Here is a 19,589-nt window from a genome sequence, read left to right as displayed (position 1 = left end):
CTCCGGTTTGGTCGAACGTCCGGGATTTCGGCCTGTCAGAGCCGTTCCGGACGCGCCGACACCACCACACCACACCGCCCGCCGATTGCCGAGCGCCGGACGGGCAAGTCGGGGGAAACGCCGGGTGAAAACCCGGGGCGATCAGCCTTTGGCGAGCAGCGCGCCACCGAGTCCGACCAGCGCCACCCCCGACAGCGCGGAGATGCGGCGGCGAACGGTGTTGCGACGCAACAGCTCCTCTGCCTTCCCGAGCAGGGCGACCACCGCGCAGTACCAGGCCAGGGCGAGGACCCGGAAGGTGGCGGCCAGCACCGCGTGCTGGGCCAGCCCGGTGAGCGGGTGCAGATCGAACTGGGGGAACAAGGAGAGGTGGAAGGCGGCGACCTTCGGGTTCAACAGGTTGCTGAACAGTCCCTGCCGGAAGCCCGCCGCGCGGGTGGCGGTGCGGCGCGGCGCCGGTTCCGCCGTCACCGGTTCCCGCCCGCGACGGGACAGCGCGCAGCGCGCCGATCCCCAGGTAGAGCAGGTAGGCCGCGCCCGCCACCCGCAGGGCCAGGTACACCGGTTCGGATGCGGCGAGGATCGCGGTCAGGCCCACCGCCAGCACCGCGTTGCCGGTCATGATCCCCGCCGCGGTCGCCGCCGCGCCGGGCCGCCCGCCGTAGGCCGCGTTGCGCAGCAGGAGCGTGAGGTCGGGCCCCGGCACCACGATGATGATCAGCGAGACGGCGACGAAGCCGAGTAGCTGGGAGAGCGCGGCACCTCCTCCGCGAACGCGGTCAGCGCGCGAACATCACTGTCATCGATACCGAAGCACGCCCGTACGTACGGGCGCAACGGCGCGCGGTCGTGGAACGCGTCACCGGGAATGGTGGCCAGCCCGTAGTCGCTCAGCAGCACCTCCGCGGCGTCCCAGCCGGTGGCCACGCCCATCTCGGTGCAGTCGACGAGCAGGTAGTACGCGCCGACGGGCGAGTTCGGGCGCAGGCCGAGCGCGGTGAACGCGGCGGCCACCACGTCCTTGCGGCGGCGCAGATCTGCGCGCATCGACTCGTAATAGCCGGAGGGCAGGCGCAGCGCGGCCACCGCCACTTCTTGCAGCGGTGTCGGCGCGCAAACGGTGAGCAGGTCGGCCGCCTTGCCGAGCCCCGCCGCGAGCGGACCGGGGGCCGCGGCGTAGCCGAGTCGCCAGCCGGGCACGCCGTAGGTCTTCGACAGACCCGAGATGGTGACCGTGCGGGCGCGCACCTCCGGAGCCAGCGCGGCCGGCGACAGGTGCGGCGCGGCGTCGAAATAGATGTACTCGTAGATCTCGTCGGACAGGATCAGCAAGTCGTACTGTTCGGCGACCGCCGCCACCGCCTCCAGTTCCGCGCGCGTCAGCCGGTGCCCGGACGGATTCGACGGCGTGCACACCACCACGGCCCGGGTGTCCCGTGAGACGGCGGCGCGGAGCATGCCCTCGGTGAGCCGGTCGGTGAACGGGTCCAGCGGCACGGTCGCGACCTGTAATCCGTGCGCGCGGGCCAGATCTCGGTGATAGCTGTAGAACGGTTCGATGAGCAGCACCTCCGATCCGGGGTCCAGCAGGGCGAGCAGGGCCGCGCTGTAGGCCCCGGTCGCCCCGATGGTCACCACCACCTCGTGTTCGGGGTCGTACTCGATACCGTTGTAGGTCAAGAATTTTCGTGATATCTCACGACGCAACGCCGGCTCGCCCCGCGCGGGGCCGTAGGACTGGTTCGCGCCCGCGGCCCGGTGCGCGAGGGCATCCAGCAGCGCGGGCGGCGGCGGTGTGCGCGACAAGCCCTGGCCGAGGTTGATCGCGCCGCGCGCGATACTGCGCGCGGTGGTGTCGCGGATCACCGAATCGGTCACCGACGAAAGTCGTTGGGAAACCATCGATTTGCCTCCCTGTTCAGTAGCGCTCAGGCGGCGGTCCAGCCGCCGTCGACTTCGACCGTCGCGCCGGTCACGTACCCGGCCACATCGGACAGCAGGAACGCGCTCACGCCGACCAACTCCTCCGGGCGGCCCCATCGCCCCGGCGGAATCCTGGCCAGCAGCGCCGCCGACCGGTCGGGGTCGGCGCGCAGCGCGCCGGTGAGATCGGTGGCGAAGTACCCCGCCGTGATCGCGTTGACCCGCACCCCGGCGCTCGACCACTCGACCGCCAGCGCTCGAGTCAGTTGTGCCACACCGCCTTTGGAGGCGGCGTAGGCGACGACATGGCGTCCCCCGGACTGCTGCAGCACCGACGAGAGATTCACGACACTGCCGCGTCCGGCCGCCAGCATATGCCCTCCGACCGCCCTCGTCACAGCGAAGATTCCCGTGAGATTCGTCGCCAGCACCGCCTCGAACCGCTCCACCGGAACTTCGGTCGCGGGGGCACGCGAGATGATGCCCGCGCTGTTGACCAGACCGTGCGGCACGCCGTGCGCGGCAACCAGGTCATCGATCGCCGCGGTGATCCGCGCTTCGGGCGCGGTGACGTCCAGCGCGATGCTGGAGGCTTTCGAACCCGAATCACGCAGTGACGCGGCGATATTCGCGGCCGTGCCGGCGTCGCGGCCGCCGATCACGACATGTGCGCCGAGCCGGGCGGGGCCGGTCGCGATCGCCCGCCCCAACCCCCGGGTGGCGCCCGTCACGAGCACCACCCGGTCGGTCAGGTCGAACAACGCGCCGGCCCCGCTCGCCCGCGCGTTCCCGACTCACGAAGCGACCGCCGCCAGTTCGCGGTCGATGGTCGTGCTGTGGTACCAGGGATTGCCCGCCGCCTCGGAGATCAGATTGCGCGAGTCGACCTCGCGATACCTGCCCGATTCCAGCGTGGCGCGCTGGATCACCTCCAGTGCGTGGAAGTACTTGTGCAAGAAGGTGTCTCCGCGCAAGGTCGGCCGGGTGAACCTGATCTCGGCGTTCTCCGGCCGCGGCGCGGTGAGTAGCGATTCCAGGTTCGCCGCCTTGCGGCGGGTGTACTCGTCGTCGTCGGGATCGTCGATGAGCAGCACGCTGTGCCTGCGCTCGGGGTCGGAGAGCGTGGCGACCTCGCTGTGGCAGAACTCGTGGAAGTAGGTGCGGGTGGCGGGCACCATCGCCATCTCGTTCAGGTGCATCTTGGCCAGCTTCAGCAGGCTCTCATGCCATTTGGGCGTGGCGATCATGATGTTGGCGTCGATGCTGCGCTCCGCGAACGCCCGTGCCACCTGGGCGGACGGCACGTCGTACAGGCCGTCGAGATCGGCGGCCAGCGTGGCGAGCTTGTCGTGATGGTCGTCCTCGATCACCCCGAGCCGGGCGAACAGCCGATGAAGCGGGAATAGCGATTCAAACGAGTTTCCACCGAAACCCCCTCGTGGGTATGCCGAACCTGAGAACATGGAATGTCGATCAGTGGAGCGCGCCCGATTCGAGGGTAGGTGCGCGCGTTTCGGCGGGGACACACATTCGATCCCGGGGATCGGAAGTGTTGCCGTCCGTGGTGAGAGGCGCTCCGGTGCAAGGGATTCGCCGATTCGTCCGATCTGCCGCTATTTCGCCGAGGAATGGCGAGGGTGAAATTCTATGGCACGCCATCGAATGGTGCGAGAGTGAATTCTCGCGCCGTTGCGGTGGGAGTCAGCCGGTTTCGCGGGGTTTGTCGGGAATGCCGAGGCGCAGGTGCTCGCTGTGGTAGATCGCCTCGTCGAGAAGTTGGGCGACGTGGGTGTCGTAGAGGGTGTACACGATGCTGCGGCCGGTGCGGGTGCCGACGACCAGGCCGAGATTGCGCAGCAGGCGCAGCTGATGGGAGACGGCGGACTGCTCCATGCCGATGGCCTCGGCCAGCTCGGTCACGGCGAGGGGGCCGTGGCGTAGCTGGGTGAGGATCATCAGGCGGCTCGGGGTGGCCAGCGCCTGGAGCGTGGTGGCGACGTGGGCGGCCGCTTCGGCGTCCAGACGCGCGGCGGGGCGGTCCCTGCCTTCGACGCCGTGTCCCATGGGGGCAGGGTACCTCGAGCAGAACATATGAAGACATGTTCAAGTATTCTGATATGGTCGGGTCGTTCCGTTCGTCGTCCTGGAGGTGGCCTGTGGTCGCGCCGACCGTTCCGTCGACCCGTCCCGCGCGGCGCGTGCCAGTGCGTCGGACCAGGTTGTTCGAGCTCGCTGAGATGCGCTGGGCCGCAGCATCTCTGGTGCTGTTCCTGGCGGGATTGGCCGCTCAGCTCGCCGGTGCTCCGGAGTGGTCGTGGTGGGGCTTGTATCTCGCCTGCTATGCGGCGGGCGGCTGGGAGCCGGGACTGTCGGGATTGCGGGCGCTGCGGGAGAGGACGCTCGACGTCGATCTGCTGATGGTGGTCGCCGCGATCGGCGCGGCCGCGATCGGTCAGATCACGGACGGTGCGCTGCTCATCGTCATCTTCGCGACGTCCGGGGCGTTGGAGGCGCTGGCGACCGCCCGGACGGAGGACTCGGTGCGGGGGCTGCTCGACCTCGCGCCCGACACCGCCACCCGGGTGCGTGCCGACGGTGCGGAGGACGTGGTGGAGGCGGCGCGGCTGGCGGTCGGCGACGTGCTGGTCGTGCGCCCCGGAGAACGAATCGCCGCCGACGCCACCGTGATCGACGGGGCGAGCGAAGTCGACCAGGCCACCATTACCGGCGAACCGCTACCGGTCGACAAGGGCGCGGGCGACGACGTGTTCGCCGGAACCCTCAACGGCACAGGCGCTTTGCGGCTGCGCGTCGACCGGCGGGCCGAGGATTCCGTCGTCGCGCGGATCGCGGGGTTGGTCGATCAGGCCGGTCGCACCAAGGCGCGGACCCAGCTGTTCATCGAGAAGGTCGAGCAGCGGTATTCGATCGGGATGGTGATCGCGACGCTGGCGGTGTTCACGGTGCCGTTGCTGGTGGGCGAGGATCTGGAGCGAGCCCTGTTGCGCGCCATGACCTTCATGATCGTGGCGTCGCCGTGCGCGATCGTGCTGGCGACGATGCCGCCGCTGCTGGCCGCCATCGCCAACGCGGGGCGCCACGGTGTGCTGGTGAAGTCGGCGGTGGTGATGGAACAACTCGGGCAGACGAGTGTGATCGCGTTCGACAAGACCGGCACCCTCACGCGCGGTACGCCGCGACTGGTCGAGATCCGCGTGCTGACAACGGAGTTCGGCGAGCGCGAACTATTGCGGCTGGCGGCATCGGTGGAGCACTTCAGTGAACATCCGCTGGCGGTCGCGGTGGTGCGGGCGGCGCGTGAGCGCGGGGTCGAGCCTGCGGCGGTGACCGATTTCGTGGCGTCGCCGGGGCGCGGTGTATCCGGCGTCGTCGGTGGACGGCTCATCGCTGCCGGATCACCCGCGGCGGTGTTGGGTGAATCACTCGGCGACACAGTGGCCTTCACCGTCGAGGAGTTCCAGTACCGGGGCTGGACGGCCGTCGTCGTGACTTGCGATGGAGAGCCCGTCGGGGTGCTCGCGCTCGCTGACGAGTTGCGACCCGACGCGGTGGACGCGGTCGGCGCGGCGCGCGCCGTCACCGGTGCCGCGCCGATTCTGCTGACCGGTGACAATGCCGCGACCGCGAGCCGGTTGGCCGCGGAGATCGGCATCGCCGACGTTCGCGCGGATCTGCTACCGCACGAGAAGGTAGCTACGGTGGAGGAATTGCGCTCGGCGGGGCATCAGGTGACCGTCGTCGGCGACGGCATCAACGACGCCCCGGCGCTGGCCGCCGCGCACACGGGCATCGCCATGGGCGGCGCGGGCGCCGACCTCACCTTGCAGACCGCCGACGCCGTCGTCGTCCGCGACGACCTCACCGCCATCCCCGCCGTCATCGCCCTCTCCCGCCGCGCCCGCCGCATCGTCATCGCCAACCTGACCCTCGCCGCCACCGCCATCGCCGTCCTGGTGATCTGGGACCTCGCCGGCCACCTCCCCCTCCCGCTCGGCGTGGCGGGCCACGAAGGGTCCACAATCCTGGTGGCCCTCAACGGTTTACGAATGCTCCGCTCGTCGGCGTGGAAGCAGCCGTCTCCGGTGGACTGAGTTGCCGGTAGCGCCATCGGCTGCGGGTGATCCCGTGCCTCCGCACGACCGACGTCGCGAAGCCCCGTGCGGCTCCCGGCAGGGTCCGCCGCCGACCAGGGCACGGGACGGCGACCTCATACGTCGCGGCGAGCGAGGGCACTAAGCACTTCATCGCAGGACAGCGAGCATCAGGTGGGGGATTCCTGGTGGGTGTGCGAGCTGGAAGTGGGGGTTTCGCGGGCGGGTACATTCGGGCGGAGGTCGGTCCGCGCTGGAGGGAGGGTGAGGGATTGTTCGAAGTGGAGGGGGTGACGAAGCGGCTCGGGGAGACGGTCGCGAACGACGAGGTGTGTCTGACGGTGGGGGAGGGGGAGTTCTTCGGGTTGCTCGGGAGCAATGGGGCGGGGAAGAGCACGCTGGTGAAGCTGATGCTCGGATTGCTCGAACCGGACGCGGGGTGCGTGCGGTACCGGGGAGTGGACGTGCTGGAGCGGCGGGCGCGGGTGGTGGAGTCGGTGGGGTACATGCCGCAGTCGGCGTTCGCGTTGAACAGCCTCACCGTCGCCGAAGCGCTGCTGTACACGGCGAAGATCAAGGGCCTCGGCCGGGCCGCGGCGCGCGCCGACCGGGACCGGATCGTGGACACCCTCGATCTGGGCGCGCTGACCGGCCGTTCGGCGCAACGACTTTCGGGCGGCCAGCGGCGGCTGTTACAGCTGGGTGTGGCGTTGACAGCCGACCCGCCGGTGCTGGTGCTGGACGAGCCGACCAACGAGATGGACCCGATCCGACGCCGCGAGGTGTGGGAGTTGCTGTGGCGGCTCAACCGCACGGAAGGCAAGACGATCATCATGGTCACGCACAGTCCGGCCGAGGCGGAGCGCGTGCTGAACAAGGTCGCGATCTTCGACTCCGGCCGGCTGGTGCGGCTGGGCAGTCCGGCGGGATTGCGGGCCGAGACCGGCAGTCGGCTGCGGCTGCGGGTCGGAACCGACGAGTTGGCGACCGGTGTCGAGAGCCTGCGGAACGCGGTGGAGCCATGGTGCACCGACCTCACGCTCACCTACGACGCGCTGCTCGCGCACACCGAGCCGGGCGCGGTGGAGGCCGTGGCGCGCGTGCTGGACGAACTGGGCGTCCACGACTACACGATCGGGCCGGTGGGCCTGGAGGACATCTACATCACGGCGCTGTCCGGTGACGGGGAGGGGCGGCGGTGAGGGATGTCGGGCATGTCCTGGACGTGGTGCGCATCCAGCTCACGAACTGGCGCTGGTCGTGGCCCTCGATGGTGCTGACCGGCATGATCACGCCGATCGTCTCGCTGCTCGCGCTGGGCGCCATGTCGTCGGACACCGCTGCCAAGCCCCACATCTTCGCGGGCGCGCTGACCATCGCCCTGCTGTTCGAGATGCAGAACAAGATCGCCGCGAACTTCTCGCACATGACCGACACCGGCGCATTCGAGTTCTTCGCCTCGCTCCCGCTGCGCCGCGAGTCGCTGATCGCCGGCACCCTGGCCGCGTTTCTGCTGCTCGCATTGCCCGCGCTGGTGGTGACGACGGTGGTCGGCTGGGCGGTCCTGGATCTGCGTTTCACCCCGAACGTGCTCGCCGTGCCGCCGGTGGTGTGCGCGGTGGCGGCCTTCGCCGGGATCGGCGCGATCATCGGTGCGGGCTCGTCCTCCCCGAACCAGGCGTCGGGCCTGAGCCTGGCGGTGACCGTGCTGCTGTCCGGCGCGGGCCCGGTGGTGATCCCGCCGGACCGCCTCCCGTCCTGGCTGCGCGCCGTGGGCCCCTACAACCCGGCCGCCCTCGCCTCGGACTCGCTCCGCGCCCTGTCCACCGGCGCCTCCACCTACGGCCTCCTCTGGAACCTGATCGGCCTGACCCTCTTCGCAGCCCTGGTCCTCCTCCTGGTCCGCCGCGTAATACCCTGGCGCGGCCGCGAACGTCCGTGCCGACCCCTGGTCATCTCCCGACGTGCGCCGCGGCCCCGGCAACTCGGGCGTCGAACAATGTGACGGCCGGTTCGTCGCGATCTGCCTCAGGGCTCATACCCACGACTCCCACAGCGCGACAACTCTCGATCCGTCGTTCGCCAGTGCGGCACCACGCCTACCCGCCGACGAATTGCGCCAGGTGATCCCCGTGCTGCGCATCGGGCGAAGCGCGGTCGGGACACGAGCGGACACGATATGCCGCGGCCCGAGGCCGCGCGGCACCGCAGCGGCGCGATGACCGTCGCGGGACGAGTACCGCGAATAGCCAAGACCGGCAACGAGATCGGCGAACCTCGGCCTCCGGCGCGACCGACGCCGCCCGGACCGCCGCAGTGCGATCCGACCGCTCGAGCACCGCCCACGACGATGCCGCCGAATCGGTTGGCGAGCCGGCGGGCAGACCGTCGCCTGAACGGCCGCTTCCCGGAACCTGAGGTCCGCGTGAATTCGGCGGTGTTTCCGCAGCTCCGCGCAGCGAGTGATTGCGAGTTGTCGGGGTGCGGTGGTAAGGGAAGACTAGGGTGATGGATCATCTGGGTTACGCGGAGTTCCTGTCCTCGAAGTACCGGACCGGCATCGCCATCGAGCCACGTTCCAGCTGGTGGGAGTGGCGCGGGCGCGATGTTCACCTGCTTCGCGCGGTCGTCGATGACGCACCGGTCCGGATGGTGGTCATCCACGGCGCGGGTGGACACGCCGCGATGCTGTGGCCGTTCGCAGCCGCGGTCGCCAGCGAAGGCGTCGACGTCACGGCCCTCGACCTGCCCCTGTACGGGCGGACGGTGGAGCCGAACCCCGCGACGGTCCGCTACGCGGACTGGGTCGACCTGCTGTGTGACTTCGTCCATACGCAGACCGCGATCGACGATCGTCCGCTCGTGCTCTTCGGCGCGAGTATGGGCGGACTGCTGGCCTACGAGGTCGCCGCCCGCACCGACGCGGTGGCCTACGTGGTGGTGACATGCCTGCTGGACCCGGCCGATCCGCAGGCCCGCGCCGCCGCGATGCGCTGCGCCGCCGCCGGGCGTTACGCCCCTCAACTGCTCGGGGTGACCGACACGCTGTTCGGACGCGTACGGGTGCCGATCCGATGGCTGGTGAAGATGGACAAGATGAGCCGGGATCCGAAGCTGTCCAAGCGCTGTGCCGAGGACCCGGTCGGCGGCGGGGTTTCGGTTCCGCTCGGATTCTTGGCGAGTTTCGTCGCCTACCCCACGACGCCTCCGGAGGAATTCGCCACACCGATCACCTTGGTCCACCCAGCCGCGGACGAGTGGACACCACCCGTTCTGAGCGAGCGGTTCCTCGCGCGCATCCCCGGCCGAACCGAGATGATCCTGCTGGAAGGTTGCGGACACTTCCCTGTCGAGGAGCCCGGGGTCGGGCAACTGGCGGACGCACTGCGTGCCGTGCGCGCGCGGGTGATCGAGTCAATCCAGTGACGGCATCCTGCTGTTCTCAGGGGCCAGTCGGCACACCAGTTCCAGCAGGCTGTCGGTCGTGACCGGATGCCAGAGCCGCACACGATGCACTTGGGCGTCGACACCGTGGATGACCGCACGCGCGGTCATCATCGAATCGTCGCCGCCGCGGCCACATCGTTCGAGATGAAAGGCGACCTCCGTGGCCAGGTACTCCTCGAAGGCCTGGACGGCCTCCAGCTCTTCGATGTGCCGGAGCACCAGGCGATGCATCAGAGCGTGCACCGCGGGCGGACTGCTGTGCAGATCCATGACGACGTCCAGGATCGTGCGCATCGTGACCTCGAACGGCGGCAGCGTCCGGCGCAGATCGGACAGGACCGCACCCAGCCGACGGCCGCTCTCGATCAGGTGACGCTCGGCCAGACTGTAGAGCATCGCCTGCTTGTTCGGAAAGTACTGGTAGAGGGTCCCGACCGACATCCCGGCGCGTTCGGCGATGCGATCGGTTGTTGTGGATAGGCCCTCTTTCGAAAACATCTGGGCGGCCGCCTCCAGCAGGACGTCCACCGTATTTCGAGATCGATCCTGGCGCGGTCGTTTTCGCGGTTTGTCGAGCATCGACTAGCCAGAGTACCGGAGCGACCGGCCCGCGACCCGGCCTTCGATGGTCCCGGCCTGGATTCACGCGGCAGAGGACAGGGCTCGCATTCCGCCGCGTGGTGTAGATGTTGATCTTGGGTCACGGTAATCTCCCATCCGTCTGCATGCCCGATTCATGCGGTTCTCTGGGAGGTCTTGCAGCGGCGGCAATGTGGCCCTCGGCGCGGGACCTGTGTGGTGATATGGGGTGGTGCTGTGCAGTTTTCGGTCCTCGGTCCAATCCGCGCTCATAGCGAAGACGGCAGCGATTGCTCGCCACGGACATTGAAGCTCCGGATACTCCTCGCCCTGCTGGTGGAGGGCGCCAATGGGGTTGTCTCGGTCGATGAACTGGTCACCGGATTGTGGGACAAGCCGCCGAAGACCGCCGTGTGCGCGGTACAGGTCTACGTGTCGCAACTGCGAAAGCACTTTGCGTCACTACCCACGCTCATCGAAACCCGCGACCCCGGCTACGTGTTGCACTCGACTGCCCAGCAAAGCGATCTGCACCGCGCGGAACTCCTGCGCGCACAGGTCAATGCCGCCGAATGCCGCGGCAACCGGTCGGAGGCCTCGGCGTTGTTGTCCCAGTACCTGGCCCTCTGGTCCGGACCCGCGTTCGCCGACGTTCGGCGAACGGCCCACATGACCCAATTGGCCGCCTACTTCGACGAGCAGCGAGCCCGCGCTCTGCAACGCAGGATATCGCTGGATCTCGTGCTCGGACGCCACGAGGCACTCGTCCCCGAACTGGTCGATCTCGTTGCGCGTCATACGCATTGGGAAAAGATCGGGGCCTACCTCATGCTGGCTCTCTTCCGGTCCGGGCGCGCGGCCGACGCATTGGCGGTGTTCACCAGGATCAGGAATTCACTGGTGACCTCACACGGCATCGGGCCGAGCCATGAACTGAGAATCCTCCAGCAGATGATCCTGCGCGGCGATCCGGACCTGGCCGACCCCGCACTGCTCGCCGAACCGATCGGCACGGGCGATGGCGTGCTCCGCGCCCGCGCCCGCGTGGTCCTCCCGCACCGGCCGATTTCCAGGCACCACTCCTGACGCCGGCGGCACGGGCGGAGGTTCGTGACCTTGCCGCCGTGCCGTGCCGCCACGGAGTTCGGTCATGCCCGGCCCCGCCACGGTCGCGCCGAGCGACCGGTCGCCGATCCTGGCGCCGGTGGCGTCCTCGGAGATCTGCGCTCGAGCCGGCGGGCCTGCGTTCGCGGACCGGCGTCCGGCTACCGACGCAAGCGCAACCTGCTGAAACATAATATCTCCGAGAATGACCCATAAATGGCGCTTAAGCCTCACTTAAACCTCGCCGATAAGACGCTGAATCGACATGCCTGAAATCGCTTTCCGGCCTTGATTTACCCGCACCGGCGCGTCACTCTGAAGTGACCGGGAAATACTCGTCGCACATTTCGATCCGATCGGAGCGCTGCATGCATACCGAATCCGCAGGCTGGAAGGTGTCGAACAATTCTGCCGGACCGGACCACGGGCGCAATACGACCGACTACGATCCGAATCGATACGATTCCATCCTCACCGCTGTCGGACGCAGCTGGATGAGCGGCAAGCAGCCACACATCCGGCCCGGTCGCACGACGACGCTGGCCATCGAAACGACGTTGCCGCACGATCCGCGCACGGTATTCGATTTCTGCCTCAACGGAATCAACTTCGCCGCGACCATGCCGGATCCGCTCGAGTATTTCTGGGCATCGAAATTGCAGGGCGAACTGGGCGGGCTGTACGTATTCGATTGGTGGTACAAACGCGTCTTCCCGATTCGCTGGGCGGCGCTCGTAGACTATTACGACGACGGCCGCGAATTCTCCGACATCCAAGTGCGCGGAATGTTTCGCTATTTCCATCACACCCACACCTGCCAGCCCACAGACGATGGCGGCACACACTACCGCGACACGATCGTCTTCCGTACCGCGCTGGGGCCGTGGATGGATCGGATCGTGGTCGCACACGAGATGGAACGAGTATTCCGAGTTCGGCACGAACGCATGTCACGCATGCTGCGAGCCGGCGTCTGAGATGTCGAGGACGAGAGGAGCCGGCGATGGAAGTCAAAGCAGTGGGCACCGATCGCAAGCGCGCCCGCGAATGGGTGGATGTGCCGTTCCGGCTCTATCGCAACGAGCCGAACTGGGTACCGCAACTGCGCAAGGACTCCTTTCGATACCTGGATCCCGCGCGTAGTCCGTTGCGGGGGGAGGCGATCACCGAGCACTTCGTGCTCTACGACGGCGGCGAGCCCATCGGACGCGTCGCCACGACGATCCAGCAGGCCTACATCGACAAACACCGAGAACAGGTGGGCTTCTTCGGGTTTCTGGACGCGCCCGCGGACCGCGCCGCACTCGGGGCGCTGACCACCGCGGCCGAGCAGTGGATACGCGGGCACGGGCTGCGAACCATGGCCGGTCCGTACAACTATTGGAGCGGCCAGGAAATGGGCCTGCTGGTACACGGTTTCGACGAACCACCGCAGGTGTTCCAGACCTGGAACCCCCGGGGCACGCTGGAGTTGCTGCAAGAACTCGGATTCACGATCCGCGTCGAACTCGCCGGATACCGCTTCACCGTGGCGGACATCACCCGTTTCCGGGACCGGCTGGCCCGCTACGACCGTCGCTTCGCCGACAATGCCGCGTTGACCTGCCGGAGCATGACCAGGCGCACCATGAAGCGCGATCTGGAGTTGGTACGCACCCTGTTCAACCGGTCGTTCGCCGACAACTCCGAAGTGATCGCCTACAGCCGAGAGGTTTTCGAGCGGACGGTGCTGCCGATCCGCGGCTTCCTCGATCCCTCGATGGTGGTGTTCGTGGAGCACGAGGGCAGGCCGGTGGGATTCATGTTCATCGCGCCCGACCTGAACCGGATTCTGCACGCGCTCGGCGGCCGGGCGCGGCTGCGCGACTACCCTCGGGTCCGTCGGCTCAGCCGGTCCATCGACTCGGCGATGGTGCTCATCATGGGTGTGGTACCCGACGCTCCAGTCGGCGCGACGAGCAAACTCCTCGTGCACAGCCTCGACGCGCTCCGCGGCAGCCGCTACCGCTCGGTGCAGACCACGTGGGTGCACGAGAGCAACCTGTCGTTCGGCCGGGTGATCGCGCACTATCTCCGCAGTGGCGCCCACAAGAAGTGGGTGCTCGTAGAGAAAGCCGTCGCGACGTGACGGGCCCGGTCTCGGCGGGAAATCCCGTTCCCGAGCGATCGGTTCCGGCGTCGATCGTGGGAATCGGCTGCCGCTTGCCCGGTATCGGTGGCGTGGACCAGTTCTGGCGGGTACTCGTCGACGGGCGCGATTGCACATCGCCGCCGCCGCCCGCGCGGCACATCGGCGAATACCACGGCGGCTACCTGTCCGAGGTGACCGGTTTCGACAACGCGTGGTTCGGTATCTCGGAGCGTGAGGCCGCGGCGATGGACCCGCAGCAGCGCCTGTGTCTCGAGGTCGCCGTCGAGGCGCTCGATGACGCCGCGCTCTCCTTCGATGTTCGCGGCAGCGGCGCAGCGGTACTGGTCGGCGCGTCGTCGTTCGACCACGGCGCCGCCGTGCTCAGCCGTCCCGATCACGTCGGTCCCTACGCCGTGACGGGCTCGGCGCTGAGCATCATCGCCAACCGGATTTCCTACGTCCTGGATCTGCACGGGCCCAGTCTGGTGCTCGACAGCGCTTGTTCGTCCTCGCTGGCCGCCGTCGATCTGGCCTGCCGGTTGCTCGAGTCCGGCGAGGTCCCCTTGGTGTTGGTGGGCGGCGTCAACCTCCAGCTGCTGCCATTCGTCAGCGCCTCCTTCGCCGCCGGGGGCTTCCTGGCCGCCGACGGACGGTGCAAGACTTTCGACGCCGCCGCCGACGGGTACACGCGTGCCGAAGGGTGCGTGGTGCTGGTCCTGCGGCGCACCGCCGACGCCCGTCGCGACGGTGACCGGGTCTACGCCGAGATTCTCGGGACCGCGGTCAATTCCGACGGCCGGTCCAACGGCATCTACGCCCCCAACGGACGTGCCCAGCAGGCGGTGGTCCGGCGCGCCTGGGCGCGATCGGGCCGGGCGCCTGCGGCGGCGGACTACATCGAATGTCACGGCACCGGCACCGCGCTGGGTGATGCCGTCGAGGTCGCGGCACTCGCGGAAGTGCTCGGCACGTCCGAGCGCGCCGCAGGCCGTCCGTTGCACCTGGGGTCGGTGAAGTCGAACGTCGGCCATCTCGAAGCCGGCGCGGGACTGGTGGGGCTGGCGAAGGCGGCGCTGTCGATCCATCGCGGGATCATTCCGCCCAACGCGACCTTCGTCACCGAGAATCCGCTGCTGAAGCTGGCGGAGCGAGGCATGGCTGTGGCCGTGACACCCTACCGATGGGACCGGGACCCCGCGGACCGCCTGGCCGGCGTCAGCTCGTTCGGGTTCGGCGGCACGAACGCGCACGCGGTCGTGGGCGGAGTGGAACCCGACGGCGCCACGGTCGCCGACGCACCTGTCCTGATCGGCCTGTCGGAGACCGACTCCGATCGCTTGCGGGCGTCGGCGCGCCGGATCGCCGACTGGGCTGCCGAGGGACCGCAGGAAGTGCATGCGGCGGATATCGCGGCCACTTGCGCCCGGCCGCGCCCCCACCGCGCGCGGCTGGCGGTGATCGCCGACTCGCTGCCCGGGCTGGCGCAGTCGCTGGACCGGGCCGGGCACGGATCGGCCGATCCGGACAGCGTGGCGGGCGACGGGGCGGCGCCGCGCGGCCCGGTGCTGTTGTTTCCCGGTCAGGGCGGACAGCACTCGGCCATGGGCCGTGCGCTGTGCCGACGCTATGGCGCCTTCCGGACAGCCCTCCGGGAGGCCGTCGATGCCATCACCGAGGTGGGCGGTCCCCTGGTCCGAGCCGACGAGGAAAGTTTCGTCAGCGGGGGGACCACCGTCATCCAGTGTTCGCTGTTCGCCTATCAAGTCGCGCTCGCGGCGCTGCTGCGGCAGTGGGGAGTCGAGCCGTCCGGGGTGATCGGGCACAGTCTCGGCGAGATCGCGGCCGCCCACGTCTGCGGCGCGCTCGGACTCGAGGACGCGGCGCGGGTGGTCGTGTCGCGCAGCCGGGCACTCGCGACGTTGGACGGACGCGGCGCCATGCTGGTCGCCGAACTCACCGCGCAAGATGCGGCACGGGCGATCGCGGGGCACGCCGAGCAGGCCGGCGTCGCCGCGATCAACGGTCCGCGCTCGGTAGTCCTGTCCGGGACGGTGCGGGCGATCGACGCGGTGCGCGCGGAACTCTCGGCGTCCGGCGTCTTCGTGCGGCCGGTCGCGGTCGGCTTCGCCGCGCACAGTCCGCAGGTCGATCCGCTGCGCGACGCTCTCGTTCGCGAGGTCGCCGGAATCCGCCCGCTCGCGCCCGCGGTTCCGCTGTACTCGACCACGCGCCCCGGCCTGCCGGTCACCGCCGAGAACTTCGGCCCGGCGTATTGGGCGGAGAACATGCGCTCGACCGTGCGGTTGCACGACGCGGTGCGCCTCGCCGTCGCCGAAGGACACCGGACGTTCGTAGAGGTGTCCCCGCACCCGGTGTTGTTCCGGTCGATCGCGGAGTCCGGTGACACCGAGGTGTCGGTGCTCCCTGCCGCCGATCGCACCGACGAGACCCGGGCGCTGCTGCGCTGCCTGGCCGAACTGTTCTGCCGCGGAGTCGATCTGAGCTGGGACCAGCAGCCGGGTCGGCTCGTGTCGCTGCCTGCGCGCTCCTGGCGGCACCGTACCTTTCCCCTGCGCACAGACGGGCTCGCGCATCCCACGCCGCCACCGTTCTTCCCGGACGATTTCGACGACCACGTCGTCGGCGACCAGCCGATCGTGCCCGGGGCGGGATGGGTGATCGCCCTCGCCGCGGCGGCGCGGTCCGCGACGGGCGTCCTCACCGAGGTGCGGCTGCACGAGAGGATCGAGGTCGCGGTCGCACGGGCCGGCGAGTACATCGTGAGCAGACGCACGGTGCCGGCGGGTGTACACCTCGCGGTGCACGCGGCCGACGAGCCGGACCGGGTGATCGCCGCCGCGGTCGCGCCGGAGAGGGACACGGACGTCGAGTGGGCGCGGCGCGTCGAACGAGACATCCGAGATGCCGCCTCGCACGAGATATTCGAGCCTGTTCCCGCGCGGGACCTCTACCGCCGCCTCGCCGCGGCCGGTCTCGCCTATGGCGAGCGGTTCCGGATTCTGGTCGACCCACGGGGCGCCCCCGGCATGGCGACCAGCTCACTGCGCGCCGGAGTCCCCGACGCGGTCGCCGTCGATGGATGCCTGCAAACGATAGCGATTGCCGCCAGTGCCGCTCTCGGTCCCGGGCTGACGCCCCTGCCGGTCCGAATCGACCGGATGTGGCGGTCTCCCGCCGCTACCCCCCTCGTGCGGTGCTTGGCACGCGTCACCCACACCGAACCCGATCTGCTCGTCGCCGACGTCGTGGGCATCGCCGCCGACGGATCCGCCGGCATCGTGCTCGCGGGGGTACACCTGGGCCTGGTCCCCGCGCTCGGGGCACCCGAGGTCCTGCTGCGGGAACACTGGGAGGCGATATCGGAGCCACCGCGCGACCCGGCGACCTCGCGACCGGTGCTGGTCGTCGGCGCCACTTCCGTCGCGCACCAGCTCGCCGACGCACTCGCCGGTCGTGCGCGACATACGGTGACCGGGCTCGCCGACGGGAACGAGGGTGACATCGAGGCGGCCCTCGGCGCCGCCGCCGAGGTGGTCGTCTGCTGTGCGAGCGGTCCGTCGGACCCGGACGAGGTCATCGAGCATTCCGCGGCGGCGCTCGCGCTGCTCCAACGACTCGTCGCACACCCGTCGACCCGGTCGCTGACCGTCATTCTGGAATCGGCGGGCGATGAGGTCGACGACCCGTGCCTGGGCGCGGTCGCCGGGCTCGTCCGAACGCTGATGTTCGAGAGCGGACGTGAGATCGTGCTGGCCCGGATGCCAGGAACCCCGACCGCCGCGGACTTCGCTCGCCTCACCCACGCGCTCGGCGCCGCGACCCTGCCCAGCGAGTGCCTGATCCGGCAGGGCCGGGTATTCACGCGCAAACTGGCCAGGACCGAGCGCGGGGGCCTCACGCACCCGGCCATCTCGGACGGTACGTATCTGGTCACCGGTGGACTGGGCGCGATCGGCGCGGCGATCTGCGCTCACCTGCTCGCCTCCGGTGCGGGTGAGATCGTGATCGGCACCCGGCGCCACCGCGAGCTGCCGCCCGAACTGCGCGCCCATCGTCACCGCGTCACCGTGGTGGAGGCGGACGTGGCGGTCGACGCGGATGTCCGCTCGCTGGTGGACATCGCGAGATCGCGGCCACGGCCCCTGCGCGGTGTCGTCCACGCCGCCGGTCTGCTCGAGGACGCCGAGTTCGCGGCGGTGACGCCGGCCCAACTGGGTCGTATGCACCGACCGAAACTCGTTGCGGCGCACAATCTTCTGGCGCACGCCCCGGAGCTGGACTTCGTCGTGCTGTGCTCCTCGATGGCGGGGACGGTCGGTTCGCCCGGGCAGGCGGCGTACGCTTCGGCGAACGCCGCGCTCGACGCCCTCGCGGCACGGCACCGCCGGGCCGGACAGCGCGTGGTATCGATCGCCTGGGGGCCGTGGGCCGGTCGTGGGCTCGCCGAGGGCGGCGCCGCTCACCTGCCCGGCGCCGGCGTGGGCCCTCTGCGCGCCGAACAGGCACTCGTGCTGCTCGACATCGCGCTGAGCGTCGATCTAGCCCACGTGGCGGCGCTGCGCTACGCGCCCACACGAGCGGCCGACACGCTGAGCAGACGCCTGCGTGAGATGGTCGGACCGGCGGGGGACCACCGGCCCGCGCCCGCGCCCGCGTCCGCGTCCGCCACCCCCATCCGCGAGACGAGATCGCGCCCGCCCGCCGTGCCGGAGCGGATTCGCGCCATCATCGCCACCGCCCTGCACATCGACCCGCACCGCGTACCCCTCGACGCGCCGTTCTCCGAACTCGGCATCGATTCCCTGCTCGCCCTCGAGGTGCGACGGACCGTGGAAGCCGCGTTCGGCGTGCGGGTATCCACCGCCGACGTCTTCGGCCATCCCACCGTGACCGCGCTCGCCGCCTTGGTGGACAGCCGGCTCTCGGCGGCGGCCGACGATCACGACGAGGTCGAGGGTCGCCGCGCCGTGGCCGTGGACGAGGCCGCCGAATCCCCGGCCGGACTCACCGACGAACAGCTCGCCACGCGGTTGTCCGCTGTCCTGCGCGCGGTGGGGCAGGACACGGGCGACCGTTCTCAACAGCCGATTCATCCACAGCCGAACTCAGAAAGCGGGGTCCCACGGTGAGCAAGATCGTCGTCGCCGGAGCGAACGGATACACCGGCAGGCTCGTCGCCGCCGAACTCAGGACCCGCGGCGTGTCCGTGCAACTGGCCGTCCGTCGGCCCGAAGCGGGGCAGTCGCTGCTCACCGATCTCGGGCATCCGCCGATGTTCACCACCACGACATTCGAAGCGCACCGCGGCAGCTCGCCGGTACCGGGGCTCGCGGCGGGCGATGTGGTGATCAACTGCATCGGGCCCTACGCGCTCACCGGACCGGGCATCATCGACAGCGCGATCCGAGGCAAGGCGCACTACCTCGACGCCGCGGGAGAATCGGGATTCCTCCGCGAGGTCTTCGCCGGGAGCCACGCAGCCGCCCGTGCCGCGGGCACGGTGGTCGCGCCGGGATTCGGATTCGAGTCGGTACCAGGCCACCTCGCCGCGGCGCGCGCCGTGCAGGCGGCGGGAGACAGCGCCACAGGCGTGGAGATCTTCTACTCCTGCGATCCACGAGCGGCCAGTCACGGCACCGTCAACTCCGCGGTCCGGGCCACTCAGGAACCCGCGCACCGGCTGACCGGCGGCGTCCTCTTGTCGGAAGAACTCGGTGCGCGCCGACGCGTCTGGCCGATCGCGGGCAGGCGTTATCACGGCGTGTCGATCGGCACCACCGAAGCGCTGGCGCTGCCCCGGGCGTTCCCGCGGCTGCGCGAGGTGAGCTCGTACCTCGGCGCGCCCGGCGGACTCGGGCGCGTCTTCTCCGCCACCGCGCGAGCCGGTGTGTCCGCCGCACGCAACGAGCTGGGGCGGCGACTGATCGACACGCTCGAGGAGCGCACCCGGCACCGCCCGGCCAGTAGGTCGACCCGGCCGGCGCGCACTGTGGTCGCGGCGCGGGCCTCGAACTCCGAAGGCAGGCCGCTCCAAGAGGTCCGTTTCGCCGGCGCCGACCCCTACGCCCTGACCGCGCACCTGCTGGCCTGCGCCGGTGTCGCGCTGCTGAGCAGGCCGCAACTGCCTTCGGGAGTGTTGGGTCCGCTCGAAGTGTTCGACGCCAACGAACTCGAGGGCCTGCTGGCGCAGCGGCGGATGTGCCGCTTGCCGTGCAGCGTCGACGATCTGGCCGAGCCCGTCCTGACCCACGCCAGCAGACTGTGAGGGAGTC

Annotated in this window: 15 protein-coding genes and 1 pseudogene; 9 read left to right on the top strand and 7 right to left on the bottom strand. The window is 69.5% G+C overall.

Annotated features, from left to right (window positions below; all coding sequences use genetic code 11):
• Positions 1-141: 141 nt before the first annotated feature.
• From DFR74_RS37575 to DFR74_RS04100, 6 genes and pseudogenes are all read right to left on the bottom strand, one after another.
• Entirely contained in the window at positions 142-471 is a 330-nt protein-coding gene (locus DFR74_RS37575) for a LysE family translocator (RefSeq protein WP_170160696.1), read from the bottom strand.
• Positions 472-550: 79 nt separating this feature from the next.
• Positions 551-706, bottom strand: a pseudogene (locus tag DFR74_RS37910) (LysE family translocator); the annotation flags it as partial.
• Between the two features lie 11 nt (positions 707-717).
• Positions 718-1,902 carry a pyridoxal phosphate-dependent aminotransferase gene (locus DFR74_RS04115; protein WP_067508953.1) on the bottom strand — a complete coding sequence of 395 codons (1,185 nt, stop codon included), beginning with the start codon at positions 1,900-1,902 and terminating at the stop codon, positions 718-720.
• Positions 1,903-1,928: 26 nt separating this feature from the next.
• Positions 1,929-2,684, bottom strand: a complete 756-nt coding sequence (locus tag DFR74_RS04110) for an SDR family NAD(P)-dependent oxidoreductase (protein ID WP_067508955.1) — start codon at positions 2,682-2,684, stop codon at positions 1,929-1,931.
• Positions 2,685-2,717: 33 nt separating this feature from the next.
• Positions 2,718-3,293 (bottom strand): SIS domain-containing protein, encoded by a 576-nt coding sequence (locus DFR74_RS04105; protein ID WP_067508957.1) that lies wholly within the window; start codon positions 3,291-3,293, stop codon positions 2,718-2,720.
• 331 nt (positions 3,294-3,624) lie between these two features.
• On the bottom strand, positions 3,625-3,987 hold the full coding sequence (locus tag DFR74_RS04100; protein WP_067508959.1) for an ArsR/SmtB family transcription factor: 363 nt from the start codon (positions 3,985-3,987) through the stop codon (positions 3,625-3,627).
• Between the two features lie 173 nt (positions 3,988-4,160).
• On the opposite strand from DFR74_RS04100, the gene DFR74_RS04095 reads away from it, so the two are divergent.
• The 4 genes from DFR74_RS04095 (at position 4,161) to DFR74_RS04080 (ending at position 9,461) form a co-directional block, all read left to right on the top strand.
• Positions 4,161-6,035 carry a heavy metal translocating P-type ATPase gene (locus DFR74_RS04095; RefSeq protein WP_084537580.1) on the top strand — a complete coding sequence of 625 codons (1,875 nt, stop codon included), beginning with the start codon at positions 4,161-4,163 and terminating at the stop codon, positions 6,033-6,035.
• A gap of 290 nt (positions 6,036-6,325) precedes the next feature.
• Positions 6,326-7,237, top strand: a complete 912-nt coding sequence (locus DFR74_RS04090) for an ABC transporter ATP-binding protein (RefSeq protein ID WP_170160695.1) — start codon at positions 6,326-6,328, stop codon at positions 7,235-7,237.
• Positions 7,234-8,040, top strand: coding sequence for an ABC transporter permease (locus DFR74_RS04085; protein WP_067508965.1), 807 nt, complete (start codon positions 7,234-7,236; stop codon positions 8,038-8,040). Before DFR74_RS04090 ends, DFR74_RS04085 begins: the two co-directional genes overlap by 4 nt.
• Positions 8,041-8,543: 503 nt before the next feature.
• Positions 8,544-9,461: an alpha/beta hydrolase gene (locus DFR74_RS04080; RefSeq protein WP_067508967.1), complete on the top strand. Its 918-nt coding sequence runs from the start codon at positions 8,544-8,546 to the stop codon at positions 9,459-9,461.
• Here the strand turns inward: DFR74_RS04080 and DFR74_RS04075 are convergent.
• Positions 9,450-10,061: a TetR/AcrR family transcriptional regulator gene (locus DFR74_RS04075; protein WP_067508970.1), complete on the bottom strand. Its 612-nt coding sequence runs from the start codon at positions 10,059-10,061 to the stop codon at positions 9,450-9,452. The genes DFR74_RS04080 and DFR74_RS04075 overlap by 12 nt on opposite strands.
• A gap of 237 nt (positions 10,062-10,298) precedes the next feature.
• On the opposite strand from DFR74_RS04075, the gene DFR74_RS04070 reads away from it, so the two are divergent.
• From DFR74_RS04070 to DFR74_RS04055, 5 genes are all read left to right on the top strand, one after another.
• Positions 10,299-11,147 carry an AfsR/SARP family transcriptional regulator gene (locus DFR74_RS04070; protein WP_147265731.1) on the top strand — a complete coding sequence of 283 codons (849 nt, stop codon included), beginning with the start codon at positions 10,299-10,301 and terminating at the stop codon, positions 11,145-11,147.
• Between the two features lie 386 nt (positions 11,148-11,533).
• Entirely contained in the window at positions 11,534-12,142 is a 609-nt protein-coding gene (locus DFR74_RS04065; protein WP_067508974.1) for an SRPBCC family protein, read from the top strand.
• Between the two features lie 26 nt (positions 12,143-12,168).
• The gene (locus tag DFR74_RS35820; RefSeq protein WP_067508976.1) at positions 12,169-13,293 is read left to right on the top strand and encodes a hypothetical protein; all 1,125 of its coding nucleotides are present in this window, start codon (positions 12,169-12,171) and stop codon (positions 13,291-13,293) included.
• Positions 13,188-18,446, top strand: a complete 5,259-nt coding sequence (locus DFR74_RS04060; RefSeq protein ID WP_170160694.1) for a type I polyketide synthase — start codon at positions 13,188-13,190, stop codon at positions 18,444-18,446. Before DFR74_RS35820 ends, DFR74_RS04060 begins: the two co-directional genes overlap by 106 nt.
• On the top strand, positions 18,443-19,582 hold the full coding sequence (locus DFR74_RS04055; protein ID WP_067508980.1) for a saccharopine dehydrogenase NADP-binding domain-containing protein: 1,140 nt from the start codon (positions 18,443-18,445) through the stop codon (positions 19,580-19,582). The genes DFR74_RS04060 and DFR74_RS04055 overlap by 4 nt, the downstream gene beginning before the upstream one ends.
• Positions 19,583-19,589 lie beyond the last annotated feature (7 nt).

It is taken from the genome of Nocardia puris (assembly GCF_003315035.1).
In the GTDB taxonomy this organism is placed as follows: Bacteria; Actinomycetota; Actinomycetes; order Mycobacteriales; family Mycobacteriaceae; genus Nocardia; species Nocardia puris.
This window is presented reverse-complemented; position numbering and strand designations above follow the sequence as displayed.